This window comes from Streptomyces sp. NPDC127100, assembly GCF_042724095.1.
Lineage (GTDB): Bacteria > Actinomycetota > Actinomycetes > Streptomycetales > Streptomycetaceae > Streptomyces.
The window spans coordinates 70,024-89,977 of record NZ_JBHXFL010000027.1 but is presented as its reverse complement, the minus strand read 5'-3'; the positions used below and the strand labels follow the sequence as shown (position 1 = coordinate 89,977).

Below are 19,954 nucleotides of genomic sequence, written 5' to 3'. Positions count from 1 at the left end.
CGCCCGCCCTCACCGGGTCCAGTCGCGCGGGCCGCCGCCGCGCCACTCGATCCACTCCGCGGCCTCCACGTCCGACGCCTCCACGTCCTCCATCCCGGCGCGGCGCAGGAACTCCGCGATGTCGACGAGCGTGTAGGCCAGCCCGATGAAGGCACCGTCGAAACGGACGCGCCGGCCCCCGTCCCGGGCGGGCGGGTAGATGACGAGGGCGGGGTCACTGGGCATGCTCCCAGGGTGTGGCGGATGCCGTCCGGGCGCACCCGGGGACCGCCGGTGGGGCCGGCGCGCGGAGCCGGGGCGCACGGCCGGTCAGTGCTCCCCCTCCTCGAACGGCCGTTTGCGGGCCGACTCCCCCGCGGACAGGTGCTGCAGGGCCTCGACCAGTTCCTGGCAGGCGCGCTCCACCGAACGCCGGGTGTTGCGCTGTTCGGTGATCACCGCCGACAGCAGCAGCGCGGTCAGACCCATGACCCCGTTGAAGGCCTGGAGTTTGGTCATCACCTCGATGTCGGTCAGCCGCGCGAAGGAGCCCGACCGGTCCGTGGCGGCGACGGTGGCCGTGACGGAGGCGAAGAGCGCGCACGGCAGGCTGCCCGCCAGCTGGAACCGCAGCGCCGCCCAGATCAGCAGCGGGAAGACCAGGAACTGGAGGCCGGCCGGGCTCTGGGTGATCGGCGGCACCGCGGCGCCGACGACGAGGACCAGTGCCGCCGCCTCCGGCCACCGGGCGCGCGAGGGCGGCCAACGGGCCTCGTACAGGAGCAGGATCAGCGGGGTGACGAGGACGACGCCCATCGCGTCGCCCGCCCACCAGGCCAGCCAGACGGGCCAGAAGCGGTCCGAGGCGAGGTCGCCGGTGAGGACCGCCATGCCGACGCCGACGCCGGCGCTGATGAGCATGGCGGTGAGAGCGCCGAGGAAGACCAGCGACAGGCCGTCGCGCAGCCGGCTCAGGTCGGTGCGGAAACCCACCGCGCGCAGCAGCAGGTACGCGCAGACGGGGGCGGCGGTGTTGCCGGCGACGATGCCGAGCGCCGAGGGCTGCAGCGGGGAGAGGGACACGACGACCAGGAGGGCGCCCAGGGCGATGCCGGGCACGCAGCGCGGCCCGAGGATCAGCAGGCAGGCCACCGCGACGCCGGTGGGAGGCCACATGGGGGACACCACCGCGCCCTCCACGACCAGGTGCCGCAGCAGCCCGAGCCGTCCCGCCGCGTAGTAGCAGCCCGCGACGAGCAGTGTCTCCATGACCCGGACGAGCGGGCGCGGCCAACCAGCGATACCCACCACAGCAGCCATCAGACACCGGCGCCGCCGCGTCGGCGAGGCGAGCGGCGCACCGCCCGTCCTACGGCTGAGCGGCCCGCCCGTCGTGGCCCACGACGAGCACGGCCGCGTCGTCCTCGTGTCCGACCAGTGCCGCGTTCTTGATCACGGCGGCCGCCAGCGAGGCGGCCTCCATGCCCGCGACGGCCGCGATGCCGGCGAGCCGCACGACCCGTTCGAGGCCCTCGTCGACCGGCAGTGAGGGGCCCTCGACCACACCGTCCGTGAGCAGCAGGAAGACGCCGCCCGTGGTGAGCCGGTAGCGGGTCACCGGGTACTCCATGCCCTCCAGGACTCCCAGCGGCGGGCCTCCCTCGTCCTCGGAGACCCCGGACTTCCCGTCCGCCGTGGCCCACACGCAGGGGATGTGCCCGGCCCGCGCGCTCTCCAGCGTGCCGGTGCCGGGGTCGAAGCGCATGAAGGTGCAGGTGGCGAAGAGATCGGTGCCCAGCGTCAGGAGCAGGTCGTTCGTACAGGCGAGCAGTTCGCCGGGCTCGCTCGTGACGGAGGCCAGTGCGCGCAGGGCGACGCGGATCTGTCCCATGAAGGCCGCCGCGTCGATGGTGTGGCCCTGCACGTCCCCGACGGACAGGCCTATGCGCCCGTCGGGCAGCGTGAAGGCGTCGTACCAGTCGCCGCCGACGTTGAGCCCGGCATAGGCGGGCGCGTAGCGGGCGGCCAGGTGGAAGCCGGGGACCTCGGGCATGTCGGCCGGGAGCATGCCGCGTTGCAGGGCGATGGCCAGTTCCACCCGGGAGCGCTGGAGCTCCGCTAGCTCGCGCGCCTGTGCGGTCAGCGATCCGAGCCTGGCCAGCAGCTCGTCGCCGTCGTGTACGGGGCGCTTGCGGAACATCGACCGCTCCAGCTCCAGAGGATGAGCCCGCGGGGGACACGTATCACTATGGCACCGTTCGTCCCCCCTGCGCGGCGGGAGGGAGTCGCCGGGCGGTCCCCCGCGATCGGCGGCGACGGGTGCGCGCGGGCCGGAACGCGGCGCCGCGGGCCGGGAGGCCGCTTGGGCGGGGAGTGGGCCGTCCGGGTGGGACGGGCCGCGGCGGAGTGCCGCGGGGCCGGCGGGGCGGGACGGCACGGTGGCCGGCGAGCCAACAAATGGTATTCCATTTACCGCGAACCTCTTGACGGTGCCGTTTGGCGAAAACTACGTTCTGGGACACGGAATCCCGGTTCCACTTCATGGAAACCGCCAACTCCCCCTGCACCCCGACCAGGAGTCCCCGCATGACTGCCCTGGAAGACCGCCGTGCGTCCGCACCGACGGACGACACCGCCACCAGCTCCGGCCTCTACACCTACGACCTGGCCCCGACGAAGCGGGAGGGGCGCCGCTGGGGCGCCTACAACGTCTTCACGCTCTGGGCCAACGACGTGCACAGCCTGGGCAATTACGCGTTCGCCATCGGACTGTTCGCCCTGGGGCTGAACGTCTGGGGCATCCTGGCCGCCTTCGCGCTCGCCTCCGTCCTGCTCTTCCTCCTGCTCACCCTGTCCGGGTTCATGGGACACAAGACGGGCGTCCCGTTCCCCGTGATGAGCCGTATCGCGTTCGGCATCAAGGGAGCGAAGATCCCGGCCGCCGTGCGCGGCGCCGTCGCCATCGCCTGGTTTGGTATCCAGACCTATCTCGCCTCGGCCGTACTCAGCGCTCTGCTGGTGGCGCTGTTCCCGGATCTGAGCCGGCTGGACACCGACTCCCTGCTCGGCCAGTCGACGCTCGGCTGGATCACTTTCCTGGTGCTGTGGGCGCTCCAGGTGCTCATCGTGAGCTACGGGATGCAGATGATCCGGCGGTACATGGCCTTCGCGGCACCCGTCACGCTGCTCACCATGTGCGCGCTCGCCGTCTGGATGTTCGTCCGCGCGGACGGTTCGGTCTCCCTGTCCGACGGCGATCCGCTCACCGGCGGCGCGATGTGGCTCCAGGTCCTCCAGGCGGCCGCGCTGTGGGTGGTGATCTACGGGACGTTCGTCCTGAACTTCTGCGACTTCACCCGTTCCGCCAGGGACCGGGGCTCCATCGTCCGGGGCAACGTGATCGGCATCCCGGTGAACATGCTCTTCTTCGCCTGCATCGTCGCGGTGCTCAGCGGGGCCCAGTTCAGCCTCGACGGACGCGTCATCACCAGCCCGACCGACATCGTCAGGTCCGTGCCCAACATGTTCCTGCTGGCGGTCGCCTCGCTCGCCCTCATCGCCCTGACGGTCGCGGTCAACCTGCTGGCCAACTTCGTGGCGCCGATCTACGCCCTGGTCAACCTCTTCCCCCGCCGGCTCGACTTCCGCCGGGCCGGTCTGGTGAGCGCCGTGCTGGGCCTGGTCATCACGCCCTGGAACCTCTACAACAGCCCGGTCGTCGTGAACTACTTCCTCGGCGGGCTCGGCGCCCTGCTCGGCCCGCTCTTCGGCGTGATCATGGCGGACTACTGGCTGCTGCGGAAGGCCCGGGTCAACGTGCCCGCCCTCTACACCGAGGACGCGGACGCCGAGTACCACTACCGGCGGGGCTACAACCCGCGGGCCGTCGCCGCCTTCCTGCCGAGTGCCGCGATCGCCGTCGTGGTCGCCCTCGTGCCCTTCTTCCACGCCGCGGCCGGGTTCTCCCGGTTCGTCGGCGCTCTCGTCGCCGCCGCCCTGTACGCGGCGGTCGCCGACCGTGCCGCACCGATCCGCGACGTGGACGGCGAGGCCATCGCCGTCGCCGCCGAATGACCGACTCGAACCGAAGGCCCCACCCCATGCGCATCCTCGTGGTCAACGTCAACACCACACGGTCCATCACGGACGCGATCGGCAGGCAGGCGACGGGCGCCGCCTCACCGGGGACCAAGATCGTCCCCCTCACCCCCTCCTTCGGTGCCGAGTCCGTCGAGGGGAACTACGAGAGCTACCTCGCAGCGGTGGCCGTCATGGAGACCGTCCGCGCCCACCCCGAGCCGTTCGACGCGGTGATCCAGGCCGGATACGGCGAGCACGGGCGGGAGGGACTGCAGGAACTGCTCGACGTCCCCGTCGTCGACATCACCGAGGCCGCGGCGAGCACCGCGCAGTTCCTCGGCCGCCGCTACTCCGTCGTCACCACCCTCGACCGCACGGTGCCCCTCATCGAGGAGCGGCTGGCGGCGGCGGGGCTGAGTGCCCGGTGCGCGTCCGTGCGGGCCAGCGGACTCGCCGTCCTGGAACTCGAGCGCGACGAACGGTCGGCCGTGGACGCCATCGCCGAACAGGCCGCCCGGGCGGTGGAGGACGACCGGGCCGAGGTGATCTGCCTCGGCTGCGGGGGGATGGCCGGCCTCGCGGAACGCGTCGAGGAGCGCACCGGGGTTCCCGTCGTCGACGGGGTGACCGCCGCCGTGACCGTCGCGGAGTCCCTGGTCCGTCTCGGCCTGTCCACGTCCAAGGTCCGCACGTACGCGGCGCCGCGCCCCAAGCGGATCGTCAACTGGCCCCCGGCGACCGGCTGACGGCCCGCGTCGTCCCGCCTCCGTCCGGGCCGCCCGCAGCGGTCCGGACCGCTGGCCGCACCGGCCGCGCGGTATCCTGACGGGCCGCTCCGCTGCCGCGCCGCACCGCCGCAGCCGGTGCGCCGTGGAACGGGACGAACGACGAAGGACGGCGATGACCGCGGCAGGGGAATTCACGCCCGAGTCCGAGCGGGTGACCCGGCAGTTGCGCGACGAGATCCTGGACGGGGTGCGACGGCCGGGGAGCAGACTCGTCGAGCGGGAGCTGGCCGAGGCACTCGGTGTGAGCCGGCTGCCCGTCCGCGAGGCCCTGCGGACCCTCGTGTCCGAGGGGCTGGTGACACCCAGGCCACGGACATGGGCGGTGGTACGCGAGTTCACCGCGAGCGACATCGCCGATCTCGACGAAGTCCGCTCGGGCCTGGAGACCCTCGCCTTCCGGCTCGCCGCGCAACGGCACACCCGCGCCGGGCTGGAGAAACTGCGCACGATCGTGGACACCGAGCTGGCGGCGGCCCGGGCCGGCGACGCGGTACGGGCCCACCGGGCGGCGGCCGACTTCCACCAGACCGTCATCTCCCTCGCCGCCAACGAACTGCTCAACGAGCTGGAAGGCGTTCTGCGCAGCCGGCTGCGGTGGCTCATGGGCCGGCACGACGACCTCGAGGGCGTCGCGCTGGAACACGAGGCCCTCTGCCGGGCGATCGCGGAACGCGACGTCGACCGGGTGCAGGAGCTCGTCCTGGCCCACCTCGCCACGAGCCGCAGCGCCGCCCTGGGCCACCACGCCCGGCAGGACGGGGAGCAGGAGCGGACCTGACGACCGCCGGCGCCCGGCCGCCGGGGGCACCGCCGCGCGCCGGTCCGCCGGACGTCACAAGGTCACGTCGGACCACTGGTCGAGCGGGTCGGCGTCGTCGGAGAACCCTCCGGGACCGCCGTCCCGGCGGTCCAGCGTCTGCTCGGTCCAGATGACCTTGCCCGTGGGGGTGTACCGGGTTCCCCAGCGTTCGGCGTACCGGGCGACGAGGAACAGGCCGCGTCCGCCCTCGTCCGTGGCGGCCGCGTGGCGCAGGTGCGGGGAGGTGCTGCTGCCGTCGGCCACCTCGCAGATCAGACCGCGGTCGCGCAGCAGGCGGACGTTGATGGGTGCGCTGCCGTAGCGGATGGCGTTGGTGACCAGTTCGCTGAGGATGAGCTCGGTGGTGAAACCGGCCTCCGCCAGGCCCCAGGTCTCCAGCTGCCGGCCTACGTCGGCGCGGACCGCGGAGACGGCCGCGGTGTCGCGGGGCACGTCCCATTCGGCGACCTGCCCGGGGTCGAGCACCCGGGTGCGGGCGACCAGGAGCGCGATGTCGTCGCGCGCGTGGTCCGGCGGGAGGGCCTGGAGCACCGCGCGGCAGGTCTGCTCGGGGGGCCGGTCGGGGTGGGACAGCGCGGCGCGCAGGATGTCGAGGCCGACGTCCAGGTCCCGGTCGCGGTCCTCGACGAGCCCGTCGGTGTAGAGGACGAGCTGGCTTCCCTCGGGCACCTGGAACTCGGTGCTCTCGAAGGGCAGGCCGCCCAGGCCCAGCGGCGGGCCGGCCGGCAGGTCGGGGAAGGACACGGTGCCGTCCGGGAGGACGAGGGCGAGGGGCGGGTGTCCCGCCCGGGCCGGACAGCAGGTGCCGGCGACCGGGTCGTAGACGACGTAGAGGCAGGTGGCGCCGATGAGTCCCTCGTCCTCCCCCTGGGCCGCCCGCTCCCGGTCGAGCCGGGCGACCAGGTCGTCCAGGCGGGCCAGCAGTTCGTCGGGGGCCAGGTCGAGGGTGGCGAAGTTGTGCACCGCGGTACGCAGCCGTCCCATGGTGGCCGCCGCGTGCAGCCCGTGTCCCACCACGTCCCCGACCACCAGCGCCACCCGGGCGCCGGACAGCTCGATCACGTCGAACCAGTCGCCGCCCACCCCCGCCTGGGCCGGCAGGTAGCGGTGGGCCAGTTCCAGGGCGCTCGGTTCCGGCAGGTCACGGGGCAGCAGGCTGCGTTGCAGGGTGACCGCCATGGCGTGCTCACGGGCGTAGCGGCGGGCGTTGTCGAGCGCGACGGCGGCACGGGCGGCCAGTTCCTCGGCGAACGGCACGTCCTCCTCGTCGAACGGCTCCGACCGGCCCGCGCGCCAGAAGCTCACCACGCCGAGCACGGCGCCGCGGGCACGCAGCGGCACCGTGATCAGGGCGTGGACGTCGTGGTCCGGCGGGGGCGCCGTGTCTGCGCCGTCCGGCGCGAGTCCCGCGCCGGCCGCGCTCAGGTCCGTCTCCAGTACCGCCCGGCCGCTCGCCACGCACCGTGCCTGGGGTGTGGAGTCGGCGAAGCGGACCGCACGGCCCACCGGCAGGGGTACCGGCCCGGTGCCGCTCCCGCTCACGGCGGCACGGCGCATGTCGGTGGCCATGGCCACCGGTTCCCTGCCGCTCAGCACCTCCTCGGTCAGTTCGACGGTGACGAGGTCGGCGAAGCGCGGCACCGCCACCTCGGCCAGCTCCCGTGCGGTGCGCTCCACGTCCAGGGTGGAGCCGACGCGTACCCCGGCGTCGTAGAGCAGTGTCAGGCGCTCGCGCGCCACCTCTGCCCGCCCGGTCAGGGCGCGCAGCTCGGTGGTGTCCCTGAGCGACACCACGCTCCCGGCGTACGCGCCGTCGGGGGCCGTGGGGCGCTTGTTGACCGCGAGCAACCGGTCGGCGGTCAGGTGCACCTCGTCGGTGGCCGTCCGGTCCGACGTCAGCAGGTCGGTGATGCCCGCGTCCAGGCCCAGGTCGGTGATGCGCGGCCGGTCGAGATCGGGCGGCAGGTCGAGCAGGCGCCGCGCCTCGTCGTTGGCCAGCAGCAGTCGCCCGTCGCCTCCCGTGATCAGCACGCCTTCGCGGACCGCGTGCAGCACCGCGTCGTGGTGGTCGTACATGCGGGTCATCTCCACCGGGCCGAGGCCGTGGGTCTGGCGCAGCAGCCGGCGGCTCACCAGTGCCGTGCCGCCCGCGCACACGACCAGTGCCCCGGCCGTGGCGCCGAGGAGGATCGGCAGCTGCCCGGCCGCCATGTCCGCCACCTTGCGGACCGTGATGCCGACCGTCACCGCTCCGACGGCGGTACCGTCGGCCCTGGTCACGGCGACGGTGGAGACGACCGAGAGCCCCACGCTCGTTTGGGCGGTCCGTGTCTCGGGCCGGTTCGGCGGTGCGGCCGGACCGCTGGCGAGCTCGCCGATCCGGGCGGGGTCGGGGTGGGTGAAGCGGACCCCTTCCCGCGACTTCACGACGATGAGGTCGACGCCGGTGTCGTGTCTGATCCTCTCCGTGATGGGCTGCAGTACCGCGGTGGGGTCGGATCCGGTGATCGCGGCCTGTGTGCCGGGCGCGTGCGCGAGTGTGCTGGCGATGTCCAGGGACCGGTGCCGGGCCTCCTGGGTGCTGTCGTTCCGGGACTGGAGCACGAGGGCCAGGAGTGCGGCGGCCACGGTGAGGACGACGACGATCACCTGGAACAGGAGGACCTGGCCGGCGACGCTGCGTACGTCGAACAGGGACCGCAGCCGTCCCCCGGGACGCGTCGGCCGGAAACCGTCACCGCGCCGCCGGGACTCCCGGTGCCGGCCGGTGGCGGTGCGCGGAGGCCGCTCGTCGGCGGGGCGGGGGGACGGGGCCCGGGGGCGACCGGGGTGTGCGCTCACGCTCCGTGTTCCTCCCTCCCAAGTGTCCGGCCCTGGGTGGGGTGCCTCCGTTTCACGGCCGGGGAGCCGCCGGGGGCGCTCGCCGCGCGGAGCGGGTGACGTCGCGGCGGTCGCCTGCCGGGTCACTTTCCAGGATGCTCGTCGCATTCCTCACGAATGAGTCAACCGTACCCGCTCGGGCCTCACGGCGCGGTGCGTCGAGGGCCGCCCGGCACAGCACACGGCGCCCGGAAGCGTGAGGCTTCCGGGCGCCGTGGTGGGTTCAACGCGTCCCGGTCAGGCGGGGGTGATGTTCTCCGCCTGCGGGCCCTTCTGGCCCTGGGTGATGTCGAAGGTCACGGCCTGGCCTTCCTGGAGCTCGCGGTACCCGCTGGCGTTGATGTTGGAGTAGTGCGCGAAGACGTCGGGGCCGCCGCCGTCCTGCGCGATGAAGCCGAAGCCCTTTTCCGAGTTGAACCACTTGACGGTACCGCTGGCCATGCCTTTGCCTTTCAGCCGATATCGGATCCGCACCGCGCGGACCCGGAGGTGGTCGTCCTGGTCCAAGGCACTGCACAGCAGACCGCCCGCACCACGGTGCGGGCGGTCGGGTCGAACCACGACATCTGACGATGACGCTACACGGCATGTCCGCGCCCCACCAGTGAGTAAGGCCCTCGAGAGCGAACGGTGTTGCGCCCGCGGGGCCCCGCCGCACCGGTGCGCCCCCGTCCGGCGGACGCCGCGGTGTCCTCTTCCGTCACTCCCCGCGCACGGCGTCGTCCGTGCGCCATACGGGCGAGACCCGGGGCATCGGCACGACCCGGCCGCGCGGGTGGTCAACCAATGAGGTGCCCACCTACCGAACCGGAGGTTGAGATGAGCGTCAGGAAAGCCCTGGCCCTGGTGATCGGCGCGGTGTTGTGCACCGTTCTGCTGGGAACGGGCTGCTCCACGCGGACGCCCGACGGGCCCCCCGCACGACCGGCGCCCCCGCGCCCCGCCCCGGCGGTCCCGACCGCCCGCCCGCTGCCCGGGCTGGGACCCGCCGTCCGGGCACTCGTGCCCGCCGCCACCCGGCAGGCCCTGGTGGTCCGGGGTGAGACACCGGACTCCAACCGGGCCCAGGTGGTGCTCTACGAACGGCACCCCGCACGGGGCTGGCAGGCCGTGGCCGGCCCCTGGTCGGCCCACAACGGGCTGCTCGGCTGGACGGAGGACCACACCGCGGGCGACCTGCGCACGCCCGTCGGCGTCTTCCGGATCGGCGACGCGGGGGGCCGGCTGCCCGATCCGGGGACCCGGCTCCCCTACGACCAGGACCCCGAGTTCGCCCTCTCGGGCACCGGCCACCTGGGTGAGGACCTGGAGGGCTCGTTCGACCACGTGATCGCCGTCGACTACAACCGGGTGCCCGGCACCACCCCGCTGGACAAGACACGGCCGCTGGGCGAGGACAAGGGCGGCGGGGTGTGGATCCACGTGGATCACGGCGGGCCGACCAACGCCTGCGTGTCCCTGGACGAGGAGCACCTGGTCGCGCTGCTGCGCGCCCTGGACCCCGACCTGAGACCGGTCGTCGTCATGGGGCCCGCCTCGGCACTGGCGCGGTAGCGGGCGCGGCGGCAGCGGTCCCGCCGCGGCCCGGTACGGGTGCCGTGGCGGGACCGGTGGGTGCGCGCCGGGTCAGCTGGGCGTGGCCCGCCAGCGCTGCCGGGCTCCGCCGTCGTCGGTGGACTGGACGACGAGGCCGTCGGCGGTGGCGGTGAGGGACTGCCCGCTGTGCCGTGCCGTCAGCATGAGCGTCCCGTCCCGCGAGGTGACGGTCCACCGCTGGTTGGCGGTGCCGGTGCAGGTGAACTGGACCACCGCGGCTCCGGCGGCCTGCGAACTGCCGGCCACGTCGGCGCAGAGGCCGCTGCCGGCGTTCTTCAGCTCGTAGGTGCCGTCGTCGCCGCGCGTCACGTTCCACTTCTGCGACGGCGACGTGGAGGCCGCGCCGACCCGCAGCGGGCCGGCCTCGCCGTCCCCGGGCGCCTCGAGCCGTTCGTCGCCGCCGGTGTGGGCCAGGGCGTACTGGCCGTCCGGGATCGGCGGGGGAACGACGTCCTCGTTGCCCACGTCCAGCGCGAAGACGTGCACGGCGCTGTTGGCCGGCAGGGTGACGGCGGCGACGTCCTTGCCGGGATCGATACGCAGCGTCGTGGTGTAGAGGCGGTAGTCGACGGTGTCGTAGGCGGGCCCGGACGGGGTGTTCTTGCCCTTGGTGGTGATCGCGGTCCTCGCCCCGTACCGGTCGGTGGGCAGGCAGCACCAGTTGGGGAAGCCCAGCTCGGCCTCGGTGGTCGTGCCGTCGGTGTAGTGGACGGTCGCCGTGCCCTCGGCGCTGGCGCTGGTCCCGGTGCCGAGGAAGGCCAGCGCGTTGCCCTTCTCGCCGCCGGATACCTGGACGGTCTGGCCCTTGCCCGTGACGTTGTCGGGGGTGCCCGGTGCCGCGGCCGGCCAGGTGAAGGAGAAGCCGTTCGCCTCCACGGTGGCGCCCGGGGAGGCGCCCTGCCGGGCGAGGCGTTCGGCGATGAAGCTGGAGCCGCCCCCGTCGATGTCGCCCGGCGCGGGATCGTCCTGGGCCGTCACGCCGACGTTGTCGGCCGCCGAGGCGAGCGACGGGTGCGCCAGTGTGGTGTCGGTCCGGGTCCTCACGGAGTAGGTGCGGTGCTGCCGCGCGGTGTAGGACGCCTCGGCGGAGATGCCGTAGCTGCCCGGCGCGGCGTCCTTCGGGGGCGTCACGGTGAAGCGCGCCGTGAAGGTGCCGCCGTCCGGCAGGGCCCGGGTGCTTGTCGGCCCGGTCGCGGCCACCCGCCAGCCCTCGGGGGCGGCGACGGCCGCTCCGGTCACCGCGACCGGCTTGCCGGTGCTGTTGGTGACCGCGACGTCGACCTGCTGGGACGTGCCGACGGTGCCGACGGCCGCGGTGCGGGCGTCGAGGCCGACGGCACGGTCCTCGGGGTGCGTGCCGCCCACGGAGCCGGCTCCGTCGACGCGCACCGTCACCGGCCGGTCCGAGGACACCTGGGCGGTCCTGACGTGGACGACGCCGGTTCCTGCGTCGTAGTACCAGCCGGACGGGGCCGCCTCCAGTTCGCGTGCGGACGCCACCTCCCGCAGCCGCTGCCCTGCGGCCCGGACGCCGGACGGGTCGGTGTCCGTGTGCACGGTCAGGCCGTAGCGCCGCTGTGCGGGCTTGCCGTCGTACGCGCCCCGGAGCGCGCCGATGCGGATGTCCACGGGTCCGCGGTCGCGGGCGTCCGGCGCGGTCACCTCGATGCGCTGCGTGGCCGACTCGCCGTCGGCGTGGGCGCGGGTACGGCCGTCGTCCTCGTAGAGGGTGAAGGCGGAGTCGCCCTCGGGGTAGATGTCGAGGTCGAGACGGCCCGCCTTCTTGCCCTGCGCCCAGTCGGTCGTGCCCTCGGGGAACATGGGCACGATCGCGCCGGCGCGCACGAACAGCGGGAGCGTGTCCAGCGGGGCCCTGTAGCCGTCCAGGGTCCGTCCGCCCTCGTGGACACGGCCGGTCCAGTAGTCGACCCAGCGGCCCTCGGGCAGGTGGATGCCGTCGCGGACGTCGCTGTCCTCGTGGACGGGGGCGACCAGGAGGTCGTCCCCGGCCAGGAACTCGTACTTCGCCTCGTCACCCCAGGTGGCCGGGTCGTCGGGGTAGTTGAGGTACAGGGGTCGGGTGGGACCGACGCCCGTCCTCGTGGCGTTCGCCAGGTGTGTGTAGAGGTAGGGCAGCAGCCGCTCGTGCAGCAGCAGGTACTTCTTGTTGATCTCGGTGTACGGCGCGCCGTACCGCCAGGGCTGCTTGTCGCTCGCCGCCCAGCCGCTCATGGCGTAGGTCGTCGGCAGGAGCATCTTCCACTGCAGGTCGCGCACGTAGGTCTCGGCGCTGCCGCCGAAGATGCCGTCGACGTCGCCGGTGGTGACCGGCTGGCCCGACATGGTGGAACCGGCGTAGGTGGGGATCTGCCAGCGGATGTAGTCCCACGAGCCCGACTGGTCGCCGCTCCACAGGGCGCCGCAGCGCTGGGTGCCGGCCCAGCCCTCGATGGTGAGCACGGTCGCGCGGTCGGCGCTGTGCTCCTCGATGCCGTCCCGCGCCTTCTCGCAGGCGTCCAGGGCGAAGCGGTAACCGGGGCCGACCCAGGCGACGTCGGTCTTGCGCACCCGCACCCCGGCGGCGACCTCGGCCTGCTGCCCGGTCAGGTCCGCCTCGGTCCACAGCCCGAGTTCGGCGCCGTTTCCGTGCAGCATGGCGCCGGTTTCGGGGAGGTCCTCATAGCCGCAGCCGTAGCCGTCGTTGACGAGCATCCAGCCGAGCGGCATGCCCTGCCGGGCGTAGCCGTCGGCGATCTCGCGGGAGTCGCGCAGCGTCCGGCGTTCACCGCGGTTGGCATTGTGGAGGTAGCAGTCGGCGTCGCCGAGTTCCATGGCGTACATCGGCAGCAGGGCGGGGCGGCCGGTGAGCTCGGTGTAGCCGTCGATGACCTGCTTGGCGTCGCCGACGAAGTAGTAGGCGTCGAAGCGCTGCTCCTGGTGGGTGGTGCGCACCGGTGCGCCGAAGTCGTAGCGCCCGGGGGCGAAGGTGTTGCGCAGGACGCCGTAGCCGTTGCTGGAGAGGTAGAACGGCGCCGCGTTCGGGTTGCCGCCGTCGTTCCAGTCGTAGTCGCGGCTGATGTCGATGCTCCGGCCGCGGTGGCTGAAGCGGCCGTTCTGCATGCCGCCGCCGAAGAACTGCTCCCGCGCGCCCTGTCCGAGGGTCTGCGCTGTTCCGTCGGCGGACCAGGACAGCGGTGCGGTCTCCCGCCACAGCTGTCTGCCGTGCTCGTCGGCGAGGGCCAGGGTGACGGGCGACTTGGTGACCGTCAGGGTCGCCGCGTCGGTGCGGACGACGTACGCGTCGTTGGTCTCGGTGTGCGTCGAGTGGGCGCCCTGGTAGTCGGTCTTGACGACGATGTCCGCGTCGGGGGCGGAGGGGTCGGCGGGGTCGTCGTTCGCCGGGTCGGTGAAGTGCCCGTCCGGGGCGAGGCGGACGCGCAGGAGGTCGTCGTCGGGGAAGCTGAGGCGGAGTTTCGCGTCGCCCGAGGTGACGGTGTAGGTGTCGCCGTCCGCGGTGAAGCCGGTGGCCTCGCCGAGCCGGCCGCCGGTGGCGGCGGGCGCGTCACGGGTGCCCGCGTACGACGGCACCGCGACCGCGAGCAGCGCAGCGGCCAGGGCGGCGGCGAGCAGGCGCGCTCGGGACTGACCGGTCATGGTGCCCTCCGGGATCGGTCGGCGCTGCGGCCGCGTGCGCGTCGGTGGCGGCGGTTGCGCGCCGGGAGGACGGGCCGGACGCAGCGGGCATGTCGGGCATGACGGCAACGCCCCCCCAGCGGGCTGTCCGCGTCACAGCAGGAGCACTGTCGGTGCACGACTCTGGCGGGCCCGGCCCGGACATGTCAATACGTGCTCGATGCAAAGCTGTTTCGAGCAGTTCCGAGCACGATAGCTCGACTCGACGGGCTGGACCGCGCCGGGCGCGGCCGATACTCCGTCGGCACCCGACAAAGGCGGTGCGGTTGCTGTCGGGTGACCGGGGCGGGGTCGCCGCACGATGGAGGGCATGGACGACACGCTCTTGGTATCCCGCTTCCTCCGCGACGGCTTCGTGAAGCTGGAGGGCGCCGTCGCGCCGCGCGTGGCCGTGGACTGCGCGCGGCTGCTGTGGCGGGAGACGGGCTGCGACCCGGACGATCCGGCGACGTGGACGCGGCCGGTGCACTGGGTGCCCGGCATGGGGCAGGGGCCGTTCGCCGCCGCACCCAACTCCCCGGCCCTGCACCGCGCGTACGACCTGCTCGTAGGCGCGGGGCGGTGGGAGCCGCGCTACTCGCTGGGCACGTTCCCGTTGCGCTTCCCGCACGAGGAGGAGCCCGACGACGCGGGCTGGCACATCGAGGGCAGCTATCTGCCGGAGGGCGAGAGCTGGTACTTCACGAATCTGCTCTCCCGGGGCCGGGCGCTGCTGATGCTGTTCCTGTTCAGCGAGGTCGGTGAGGAGGACGCCCCGACCCGGATCCGGATCGGCTCGCACCTCGACGTGCCGAAGGTGCTGGAGAAGTACGGGGAGGACGGGGCGAGCGGGTTGACTCTCGCACCCGATCTGGCGGCGGTGTCCGGCGACCGGCCCGTCGCCCTCGCCACCGGGTCCCCGGGCGACGTCTTCCTGTGCCACCCGTTCCTGGTGCACGCGGCGCAACCGCACCACGGGGTGCGGCCGCGCTTCATGGCCCAGCCGCCGCTGATGCCGGCCGCGCCGTACGAACTGGAGCGAGCCGACGGCGCCTACTCACCGGTGGAGATCACGATCCGCCGGGGACTCGGACGGGCCACCCCCTGTCCGGACGGGGACGGCACCGACCGCAGCGCCGGCTAGGCATCCCTCCGCAGGACGTTCAGTGTGCTGCCGCGTCCAGCCACGGCTGGTGTCCCGGTCCGGTCGGATGGGTGCCCGTGACCCCCATGACCAGGGAGTAGAGGCTGGTCTCCGCGGTGATGAAGAGTCGGTTGCGCTTGGCGCCGCCCCAGGCGATGTTGGAGACCGCCTCGGGCACGTCGAGCCGCCCGATGAGCGTGCCGTCGGGGTCGTAGCAGTGCACTCCGTCGTTCATCGCGGCAGCCCAGAGCCGGCCCCCGTCGTCGAAGCGGAGATTGTCGAAGCGGGCGTTCGTGCGGCCGGCGGCGTCGGCGAAGACCTTGCCCTCGGACAGCGTGCCGTTCTCGCGCACGTCGAAGACCCGGATGCAGCCGGCCCGGGTGTCGGAGACGAAGAGCTGCTGCTCGTCGGCCGAGAAGACCAGGCCGTTCGGGGCTGCGAAGCAGTCGGCGACCAGGCGCACTTCGCCGCTGTCCGGGTCGACGCGGTAGACGTTGTTGGCGCCGATCTCGCTCTCGGCACGGTGGCCCTCGTAGTCGCTGGTGATACCGAAATCCGGGTCGGAGAACCAGATCGAGCCGTCGGACTTCACGGCCGCGTCGTTCGGGCTGTTCAGACGCTTGCCCTGCCAGCGATCGGCCAGCACGGTGCGGCTGCCGTCGTGTTCGGTCCTGGTCACCCGGCGGTTGCCCTGTTCACAGGTGATCAGCCGGCCCTGCCGGTCGAGGGTGTTGCCGTTGGTGTGCCCGGCGGAGCGGCGGAAGACGCCGACCTCGCCGGTCTCCTCGTCCCAGCGCAGCATCCGGTCATTGGGGATGTCGCTCCAGACCAACTGCCGCCAGGCGGGCACGTAGACCGGCCCTTCGGCCCACCGGCAACCGGTCGCCAGCACCTCGAGGCCGGCGTCACCGTTCATGCATCTCCCGGTACGGAACCGGTCGTCGAACATCTCGTACAGCTCGTCGGCCACGACTCTCCCCTTGTCCTCGCCAGCACCGAATCATATGCGGCACATCGGCAAGATTGCTGGATCGGATATGGTCTGATCAAGCAGAAGCCGAATGGAGAGTCGTGGATCACATCGATCGTGTCCTGCTGGAGCTGCTCCAGCAGGACGCCACCCAGTCCTACGCCGTTCTGAGCCGGGCAGTCGGCCTGTCGGCGGGAGCCGCCCACGAACGCGTGCGCAAGCTGCGCTCGCGCGGCGTCATCCGGCGCACCGTCGCCGAGGTGGACCCGGCGACGGTCGGCGGCGGTGTCCTGGCCTATGTGACGGTCGACTCGACCGCGTGGATGGGTGATTCCTCGGAGGGCTTCGCCGCGATCCCCGAGATACTCGAGGCGCACATCACGGCCGGCAGTGCCTCGGTGCTGGTGAAGGTCAGGACCGCGACCACCGAGCAACTGCAGGACGTGCTCCGCCGGATCTACGCGATCGACGGCGTCAGCGGGACGCAGGCCACCGTCGTCCTGGAGACCTTCTTCGAGCGGGCTGTCTCCCCCAGAGCCACCGAACAGCCCTGATTCTCGGGCCGTGCCGTCCCGGCGCTCCCGGAACTCCCAGGCGTCCGGTGCGGTCCGGCAGCAGGCCACGGCCGCGACGCGGCAGACCGTAGAGGCGGCCGTGTTGCACGTCGATGCCGGGCAGGCGGCGGCCGAGCAGGTCAGGACCTTCGCCGAAGTCGTAGCGGATGCCGAAGGCGGTGATCTTCTCGATGAGATGGCGGTTCACCTCGTCGAGGTCCATCAGCTCGGTCAGCAGCCTGCCCCGTGATCATGGCTCCCGGGTCAGAACAGGCGTTCCTGCGCGCCAGTCGGTCTGGCCCGCGGCCGGTCCCGGCGCGGGGTGGTCCGCTCGGGTGCCGTGTCCCCGAACAGGGGGGCCGTGCCGTACTCGTCCGGCTCGGCCGGAACGGTGGTGGGACCGGTGCGCACGTTCAGCCGCAGCGGGGCCTCCACGTCGAAGTCCCCCGGGGTCATAGCGGTCCACTCCCGGTCCTGCCGCTCACCCACGCACCGACCCCTCTCGAACCGCGAGCGGCGGTGGTCGCCGCTCGGCCTGTTGTGAGGGATTCTGCCCGTTCCGCGTCCCGCCTCACCGGGCACGTCGACCGTCGCGAGGCTCCGGCCGTCGGTGTGGCCCCGCGCACGGGGGAGAACGCGGGGCCACGCGAGAAAGCTATCGGAGTGGTCCGCCGCCCACCAGACCCGCCCCCGTGCCGCCGCCCGTGGCCACCGCGGGGCCCCTCACCCGGACGGCGGACGACCGCGGACGCCGGCCGGGGCCCTGCCGCCCGGCGTCCCGCGTTCCCGGCCACGGGGGCACACACTGGAGACATGGACCATCCCGATCCGCCGGAGGCCGTGTCACAGCGCTTTTCCGGGGAGCCGCGGAGCGCCGCGGCGGCTCGAGGGTTCGTGCGCGCGGCGCTCGAGCGCGTCGCGCCGGACCTGAGCGACACCGCCCAGCTCCTCACCGGCGAGCTGGTCACCAACGCGGTGCTGCACACCGGCACCGGGATCGAGGTGGAGGTCCGCGTGCACGACGGCCGGGTACGCGTGGCGGTCGGCGACCGCCGGCCCCTTCGCGGTCCCGTACCGCGCAACTCACCGCCGTACGCCGGTACGGGGCAAGGGCTGCCGCTGGTCGAGCAGTTGGCGTCGCGGCACGGGACCGACGCGGGTGACGCGGACAAGACCGTGTGGTTCGAGCTGTGGCCCGACGGTCCGCCGCCGCCGTCGCCCGGGTGGGAGGCCGACGCCCCGCCGGATCCGCACGGGAGGACGGTGAGCCTCGTCGACGTGCCCAGCGCCCTGTGCTCGGCGGCGCAGCAGCACCGGCACGCCCTGCTGCACGAGCTGACCCTCGCCGCGTTCGCCGGGGACCACCTCGACGTGCGGCCGCGGGACCTCGCCACCGCCCACGACACCAACAACCTGATCAGCGCCGGTCTGACGGCCACCCCGGCCCAGCCGGCCGCCGACGCGGACCTGCGCTCCGTGTTCCTGGCACTCCCGGCCGACGCGGCACCGGCGGTGCGCACACTGCGCCGCGTGCTCGAGACGGCCGAGGAGGCGGCCCGGGGGGAGCGTCTGCTGACCCTGCCCGCGCTGCCGCGCGGACGCGCCTTCCAGGACTGGCTGTTCGACGAGATCGCCGGTCAGCTCGCCGGGGACCGGCCGACCGCGTGGACCGTGCTCCCCCGCGAGCCGGAGGTCACCTCCTCGGACCTGCTGCCGTGGGACGTCTCCCACGTGCGGGCCGGCCGGCTCCCGACCATCGCAGCCGACGAGACCAACCGCATCATCGCGGCGAACGGGCCGGCGGCGGACCTGCTCGGCTGGAGCCCGGACGATCTGGTCGGACGCAAGCTCACCACCCTCATCCCCGAGCACCTGCGTGAACGGCACACCGCGGCCTTCACGTCCATGCTGCTCACCGGACGCACCCGCATCGTGGGCCGGTCCGTGCCGCTTCCGGCGCTGCACCGCGACGGCCGGCTGCTTCCGGTCCGGCTGTACATCCAGACGCAGGAGACGGCCGACGGCCGCACCGTCTTCGTGGGCCAGCTCTCCCCGCGGGCCACGACGTCGCTCGACTCGCCGGGGCGGGTGCACGGACACCGGCGGGCCCCGCTGCCGGACCCGGGCAGGGACCGCTCGCCGGCCGCTCCCCCGCGCGCCCGGCCGCCGCAGGGCGCCGGTCACGCCATGACGGCGTTGGACCGGCTGTCCCTGCTGGCCGACACGGCGGCCGAACTCTCCAACACCCTGGACCTGGACGAGGGCCTGCGGCGCGTCGGCGGGCTGCTCACGCGGCGGATGGCCGACTGGTGCGCGGTGGACCTGTTCACCGAGCACGCCCAGGTGGACCGGGTCTGTGTCGTCCACCGGGACGCGCGCGGGCTGCGTCCCGAGGCGTGCGAGGGCCGGCTGCCGCCGGTGTCCGAGGTCTCGCGCGGCCCGCTGGCCCGGGCGCTGCGCGGGGCGGGACCCCTGCTGCTCACCGGGCCCCCGACCCCCGGGCAGGCCGTGAGCGAACTCGACCGGGACTACGCCGACCTGTTCCGGCGGCTCGGCGCGGGCAGCGCCGTCGTCGCCCCGCTGCGGGCCCGCCGGGACATCTTCGGCGCGCTGACGGTCACCCGGACCGGCGGCGCCCCGCCCTTCGGCGAGGAGGACCTGTCCCTCGTCGACGACCTGGTGCACAGCCTGGCCCTGGGCGTGGACAACGTCCGGCTGTACCAGCGGACCCGCAGCATCGCCGAACGGCTGCAGCTCTCCCTGCTGCCCGTGCTGCCCGACGTCGGGCATCTTCAGATGGCCGCCCGCTACGCCGCCTCCTCCACCACCGCGCAGGTCGGCGGTGACTGGTACGACAGCTTCGTCGTGCCCAGCGGGGACACCGCCGTGGTCATCGGCGACGTCACGGGGCACAACCTCGACGCGGCCATCGCCATGAGCCAGCTGCGGAGCATGCTCCGGGGCATCGCCGTGGACCGCCGGGAACCGCCCGCGGAGGTGCTGCACCGGCTGGACCTGGCGAACCACAGCCTCCACCGGGAGGCCACCGCCACCTGCGTCTACGGCATCGTCAAGGGCCCCGCCGAGGGCCCCTGGGAGCTGCACCACTCCTCCGCCGGTCATCTGCCGCCCCTGCTCACCACCCGGGACGGCGGGACCCGCTACCTCGAGCAGGGCGCGGGCCTGCTCCTCGGCATGGATGCCGACGTGGCCCGCCGGACGGCGTCCGACGCGCTGCCGGCCCACTCGACGCTGCTGCTGTACACCGACGGTCTGGTCGAGCGCCGCGACGAGGTCCTCGACGTCGCCCTGGACCGGCTGAGCCGGTACGCCGCCGCCCTGGCCCGCGAGCCCCTCGACACGTTCTGCGACGAGCTGCTGATCGGGCTGGGCGCCGACAGTGCCGACGACATCGCGGTCCTCGCCGTCCGTCCCGTCCCGCCCGCCTGATCCGGGGATGCCGGGAGGGCG

At 73.3% G+C, this 19,954-nt stretch carries 15 protein-coding genes and 1 pseudogene; 7 read left to right on the top strand and 9 right to left on the bottom strand.

The window, feature by feature from the left end; translation table 11 throughout:
- Positions 1-9: 9 nt before the first annotated feature.
- The 3 genes from ACFWJB_RS23130 to ACFWJB_RS23120 form a co-directional block, all read right to left on the bottom strand.
- A complete protein-coding gene (locus ACFWJB_RS23130) occupies positions 10-225 on the bottom strand; it encodes a hypothetical protein (RefSeq protein WP_385470303.1) in 216 nt (71 codons plus the stop codon).
- An 84-nt stretch (positions 226-309) separates the two neighbouring features.
- Complete coding sequence (locus tag ACFWJB_RS23125) at positions 310-1,299, bottom strand: MASE1 domain-containing protein (RefSeq protein WP_386924475.1); 990 nt, start codon at positions 1,297-1,299, stop codon at positions 310-312.
- 49 nt (positions 1,300-1,348) lie between these two features.
- A complete protein-coding gene (locus ACFWJB_RS23120) occupies positions 1,349-2,179 on the bottom strand; it encodes a PP2C family protein-serine/threonine phosphatase (RefSeq protein WP_385470306.1) in 831 nt (276 codons plus the stop codon).
- 386 nt (positions 2,180-2,565) lie between these two features.
- Here ACFWJB_RS23120 and ACFWJB_RS23115 point away from each other — a divergent pair, with 386 nt between their 5' ends.
- The 3 genes from ACFWJB_RS23115 (at position 2,566) to ACFWJB_RS23105 (ending at position 5,625) form a co-directional block, all read left to right on the top strand.
- Positions 2,566-4,053 carry an NCS1 family nucleobase:cation symporter-1 gene (locus ACFWJB_RS23115; protein ID WP_386924473.1) on the top strand — a complete coding sequence of 496 codons (1,488 nt, stop codon included), beginning with the start codon at positions 2,566-2,568 and terminating at the stop codon, positions 4,051-4,053.
- A gap of 26 nt (positions 4,054-4,079) precedes the next feature.
- The gene (locus tag ACFWJB_RS23110; protein WP_385470310.1) at positions 4,080-4,805 is read left to right on the top strand and encodes an aspartate/glutamate racemase family protein; all 726 of its coding nucleotides are present in this window, start codon (positions 4,080-4,082) and stop codon (positions 4,803-4,805) included.
- A 154-nt stretch (positions 4,806-4,959) separates the two neighbouring features.
- The gene (locus ACFWJB_RS23105) at positions 4,960-5,625 is read left to right on the top strand and encodes a GntR family transcriptional regulator (RefSeq protein WP_385470312.1); all 666 of its coding nucleotides are present in this window, start codon (positions 4,960-4,962) and stop codon (positions 5,623-5,625) included.
- Between the two features lie 54 nt (positions 5,626-5,679).
- Here ACFWJB_RS23105 and ACFWJB_RS23100 read toward each other — a convergent pair whose 3' ends face one another.
- Both ACFWJB_RS23100 and ACFWJB_RS23095 read right to left on the bottom strand, forming a co-directional pair.
- Entirely contained in the window at positions 5,680-8,508 is a 2,829-nt protein-coding gene (locus ACFWJB_RS23100; RefSeq protein WP_386924470.1) for a SpoIIE family protein phosphatase, read from the bottom strand.
- Between the two features lie 276 nt (positions 8,509-8,784).
- Positions 8,785-8,988: a cold-shock protein gene (locus tag ACFWJB_RS23095; RefSeq protein WP_028964611.1), complete on the bottom strand. Its 204-nt coding sequence runs from the start codon at positions 8,986-8,988 to the stop codon at positions 8,785-8,787.
- Between the two features lie 378 nt (positions 8,989-9,366).
- On the opposite strand from ACFWJB_RS23095, the gene ACFWJB_RS23090 reads away from it, so the two are divergent.
- Positions 9,367-10,101 (top strand): L,D-transpeptidase family protein, encoded by a 735-nt coding sequence (locus ACFWJB_RS23090; RefSeq protein WP_385470316.1) that lies wholly within the window; start codon positions 9,367-9,369, stop codon positions 10,099-10,101.
- Between the two features lie 72 nt (positions 10,102-10,173).
- On the opposite strand, the gene ACFWJB_RS23085 is transcribed toward ACFWJB_RS23090, so the two are convergent.
- The gene (locus tag ACFWJB_RS23085; RefSeq protein WP_386924467.1) at positions 10,174-13,797 is read right to left on the bottom strand and encodes a TIM-barrel domain-containing protein; all 3,624 of its coding nucleotides are present in this window, start codon (positions 13,795-13,797) and stop codon (positions 10,174-10,176) included.
- A gap of 349 nt (positions 13,798-14,146) precedes the next feature.
- On the opposite strand from ACFWJB_RS23085, the gene ACFWJB_RS23080 reads away from it, so the two are divergent.
- Positions 14,147-14,959 (top strand): phytanoyl-CoA dioxygenase family protein, encoded by an 813-nt coding sequence (locus ACFWJB_RS23080; protein WP_385470319.1) that lies wholly within the window; start codon positions 14,147-14,149, stop codon positions 14,957-14,959.
- A gap of 19 nt (positions 14,960-14,978) precedes the next feature.
- Here ACFWJB_RS23080 and ACFWJB_RS23075 read toward each other — a convergent pair whose 3' ends face one another.
- Positions 14,979-15,908, bottom strand: a complete 930-nt coding sequence (locus ACFWJB_RS23075) for an SMP-30/gluconolactonase/LRE family protein (protein ID WP_386924487.1) — start codon at positions 15,906-15,908, stop codon at positions 14,979-14,981.
- A gap of 122 nt (positions 15,909-16,030) precedes the next feature.
- On the opposite strand from ACFWJB_RS23075, the gene ACFWJB_RS23070 reads away from it, so the two are divergent.
- The gene (locus ACFWJB_RS23070) at positions 16,031-16,483 is read left to right on the top strand and encodes an Lrp/AsnC family transcriptional regulator (RefSeq protein WP_386924465.1); all 453 of its coding nucleotides are present in this window, start codon (positions 16,031-16,033) and stop codon (positions 16,481-16,483) included.
- Between the two features lie 25 nt (positions 16,484-16,508).
- On the opposite strand, the pseudogene ACFWJB_RS23065 reads toward ACFWJB_RS23070, so the two are convergent.
- Together ACFWJB_RS23065 and ACFWJB_RS23060 are read right to left on the bottom strand one after the other, a co-directional pair.
- Positions 16,509-16,724 (bottom strand): annotated as a pseudogene (locus tag ACFWJB_RS23065) (monooxygenase); the annotation flags it as partial.
- Positions 16,725-16,747: 23 nt separating this feature from the next.
- Positions 16,748-16,972, bottom strand: a complete 225-nt coding sequence (locus ACFWJB_RS23060) for a hypothetical protein (protein WP_385470061.1) — start codon at positions 16,970-16,972, stop codon at positions 16,748-16,750.
- A 324-nt stretch (positions 16,973-17,296) separates the two neighbouring features.
- On the opposite strand from ACFWJB_RS23060, the gene ACFWJB_RS23055 reads away from it, so the two are divergent.
- A complete protein-coding gene (locus ACFWJB_RS23055; RefSeq protein ID WP_385470063.1) occupies positions 17,297-19,933 on the top strand; it encodes a SpoIIE family protein phosphatase in 2,637 nt (878 codons plus the stop codon).
- The last annotated feature ends 21 nt before the right edge of the window (positions 19,934-19,954 follow it).

Bases quoted from the DNA above. Each gene is read 5' to 3' on its own strand.
- ACFWJB_RS23115 (WP_386924473.1), top strand. From the start codon at position 2,566: ATGACTGCCCTGGAAGACCGCCGTGCGTCCGCACCGACGGACGACACC.
- ACFWJB_RS23120 (WP_385470306.1), bottom strand. From the start codon at position 2,179: ATGTTCCGCAAGCGCCCCGTACACGACGGCGACGAGCTGCTGGCCAGG.
- ACFWJB_RS23085 (WP_386924467.1), bottom strand. From the start codon at position 13,797: ATGACCGGTCAGTCCCGAGCGCGCCTGCTCGCCGCCGCCCTGGCCGCT.
- ACFWJB_RS23130 (WP_385470303.1), bottom strand. From the start codon at position 225: ATGCCCAGTGACCCCGCCCTCGTCATCTACCCGCCCGCCCGGGACGGG.
- ACFWJB_RS23080 (WP_385470319.1), top strand. From the start codon at position 14,147: ATGGACGACACGCTCTTGGTATCCCGCTTCCTCCGCGACGGCTTCGTG.
- ACFWJB_RS23090 (WP_385470316.1), top strand. From the start codon at position 9,367: ATGAGCGTCAGGAAAGCCCTGGCCCTGGTGATCGGCGCGGTGTTGTGC.
- ACFWJB_RS23125 (WP_386924475.1), bottom strand. From the start codon at position 1,299: ATGGCTGCTGTGGTGGGTATCGCTGGTTGGCCGCGCCCGCTCGTCCGG.
- ACFWJB_RS23110 (WP_385470310.1), top strand. From the start codon at position 4,080: ATGCGCATCCTCGTGGTCAACGTCAACACCACACGGTCCATCACGGAC.
- ACFWJB_RS23095 (WP_028964611.1), bottom strand. From the start codon at position 8,988: ATGGCCAGCGGTACCGTCAAGTGGTTCAACTCGGAAAAGGGCTTCGGC.
- ACFWJB_RS23075 (WP_386924487.1), bottom strand. From the start codon at position 15,908: ATGTTCGACGACCGGTTCCGTACCGGGAGATGCATGAACGGTGACGCC.
- ACFWJB_RS23055 (WP_385470063.1), top strand. From the start codon at position 17,297: ATGGACCATCCCGATCCGCCGGAGGCCGTGTCACAGCGCTTTTCCGGG.
- ACFWJB_RS23105 (WP_385470312.1), top strand. From the start codon at position 4,960: ATGACCGCGGCAGGGGAATTCACGCCCGAGTCCGAGCGGGTGACCCGG.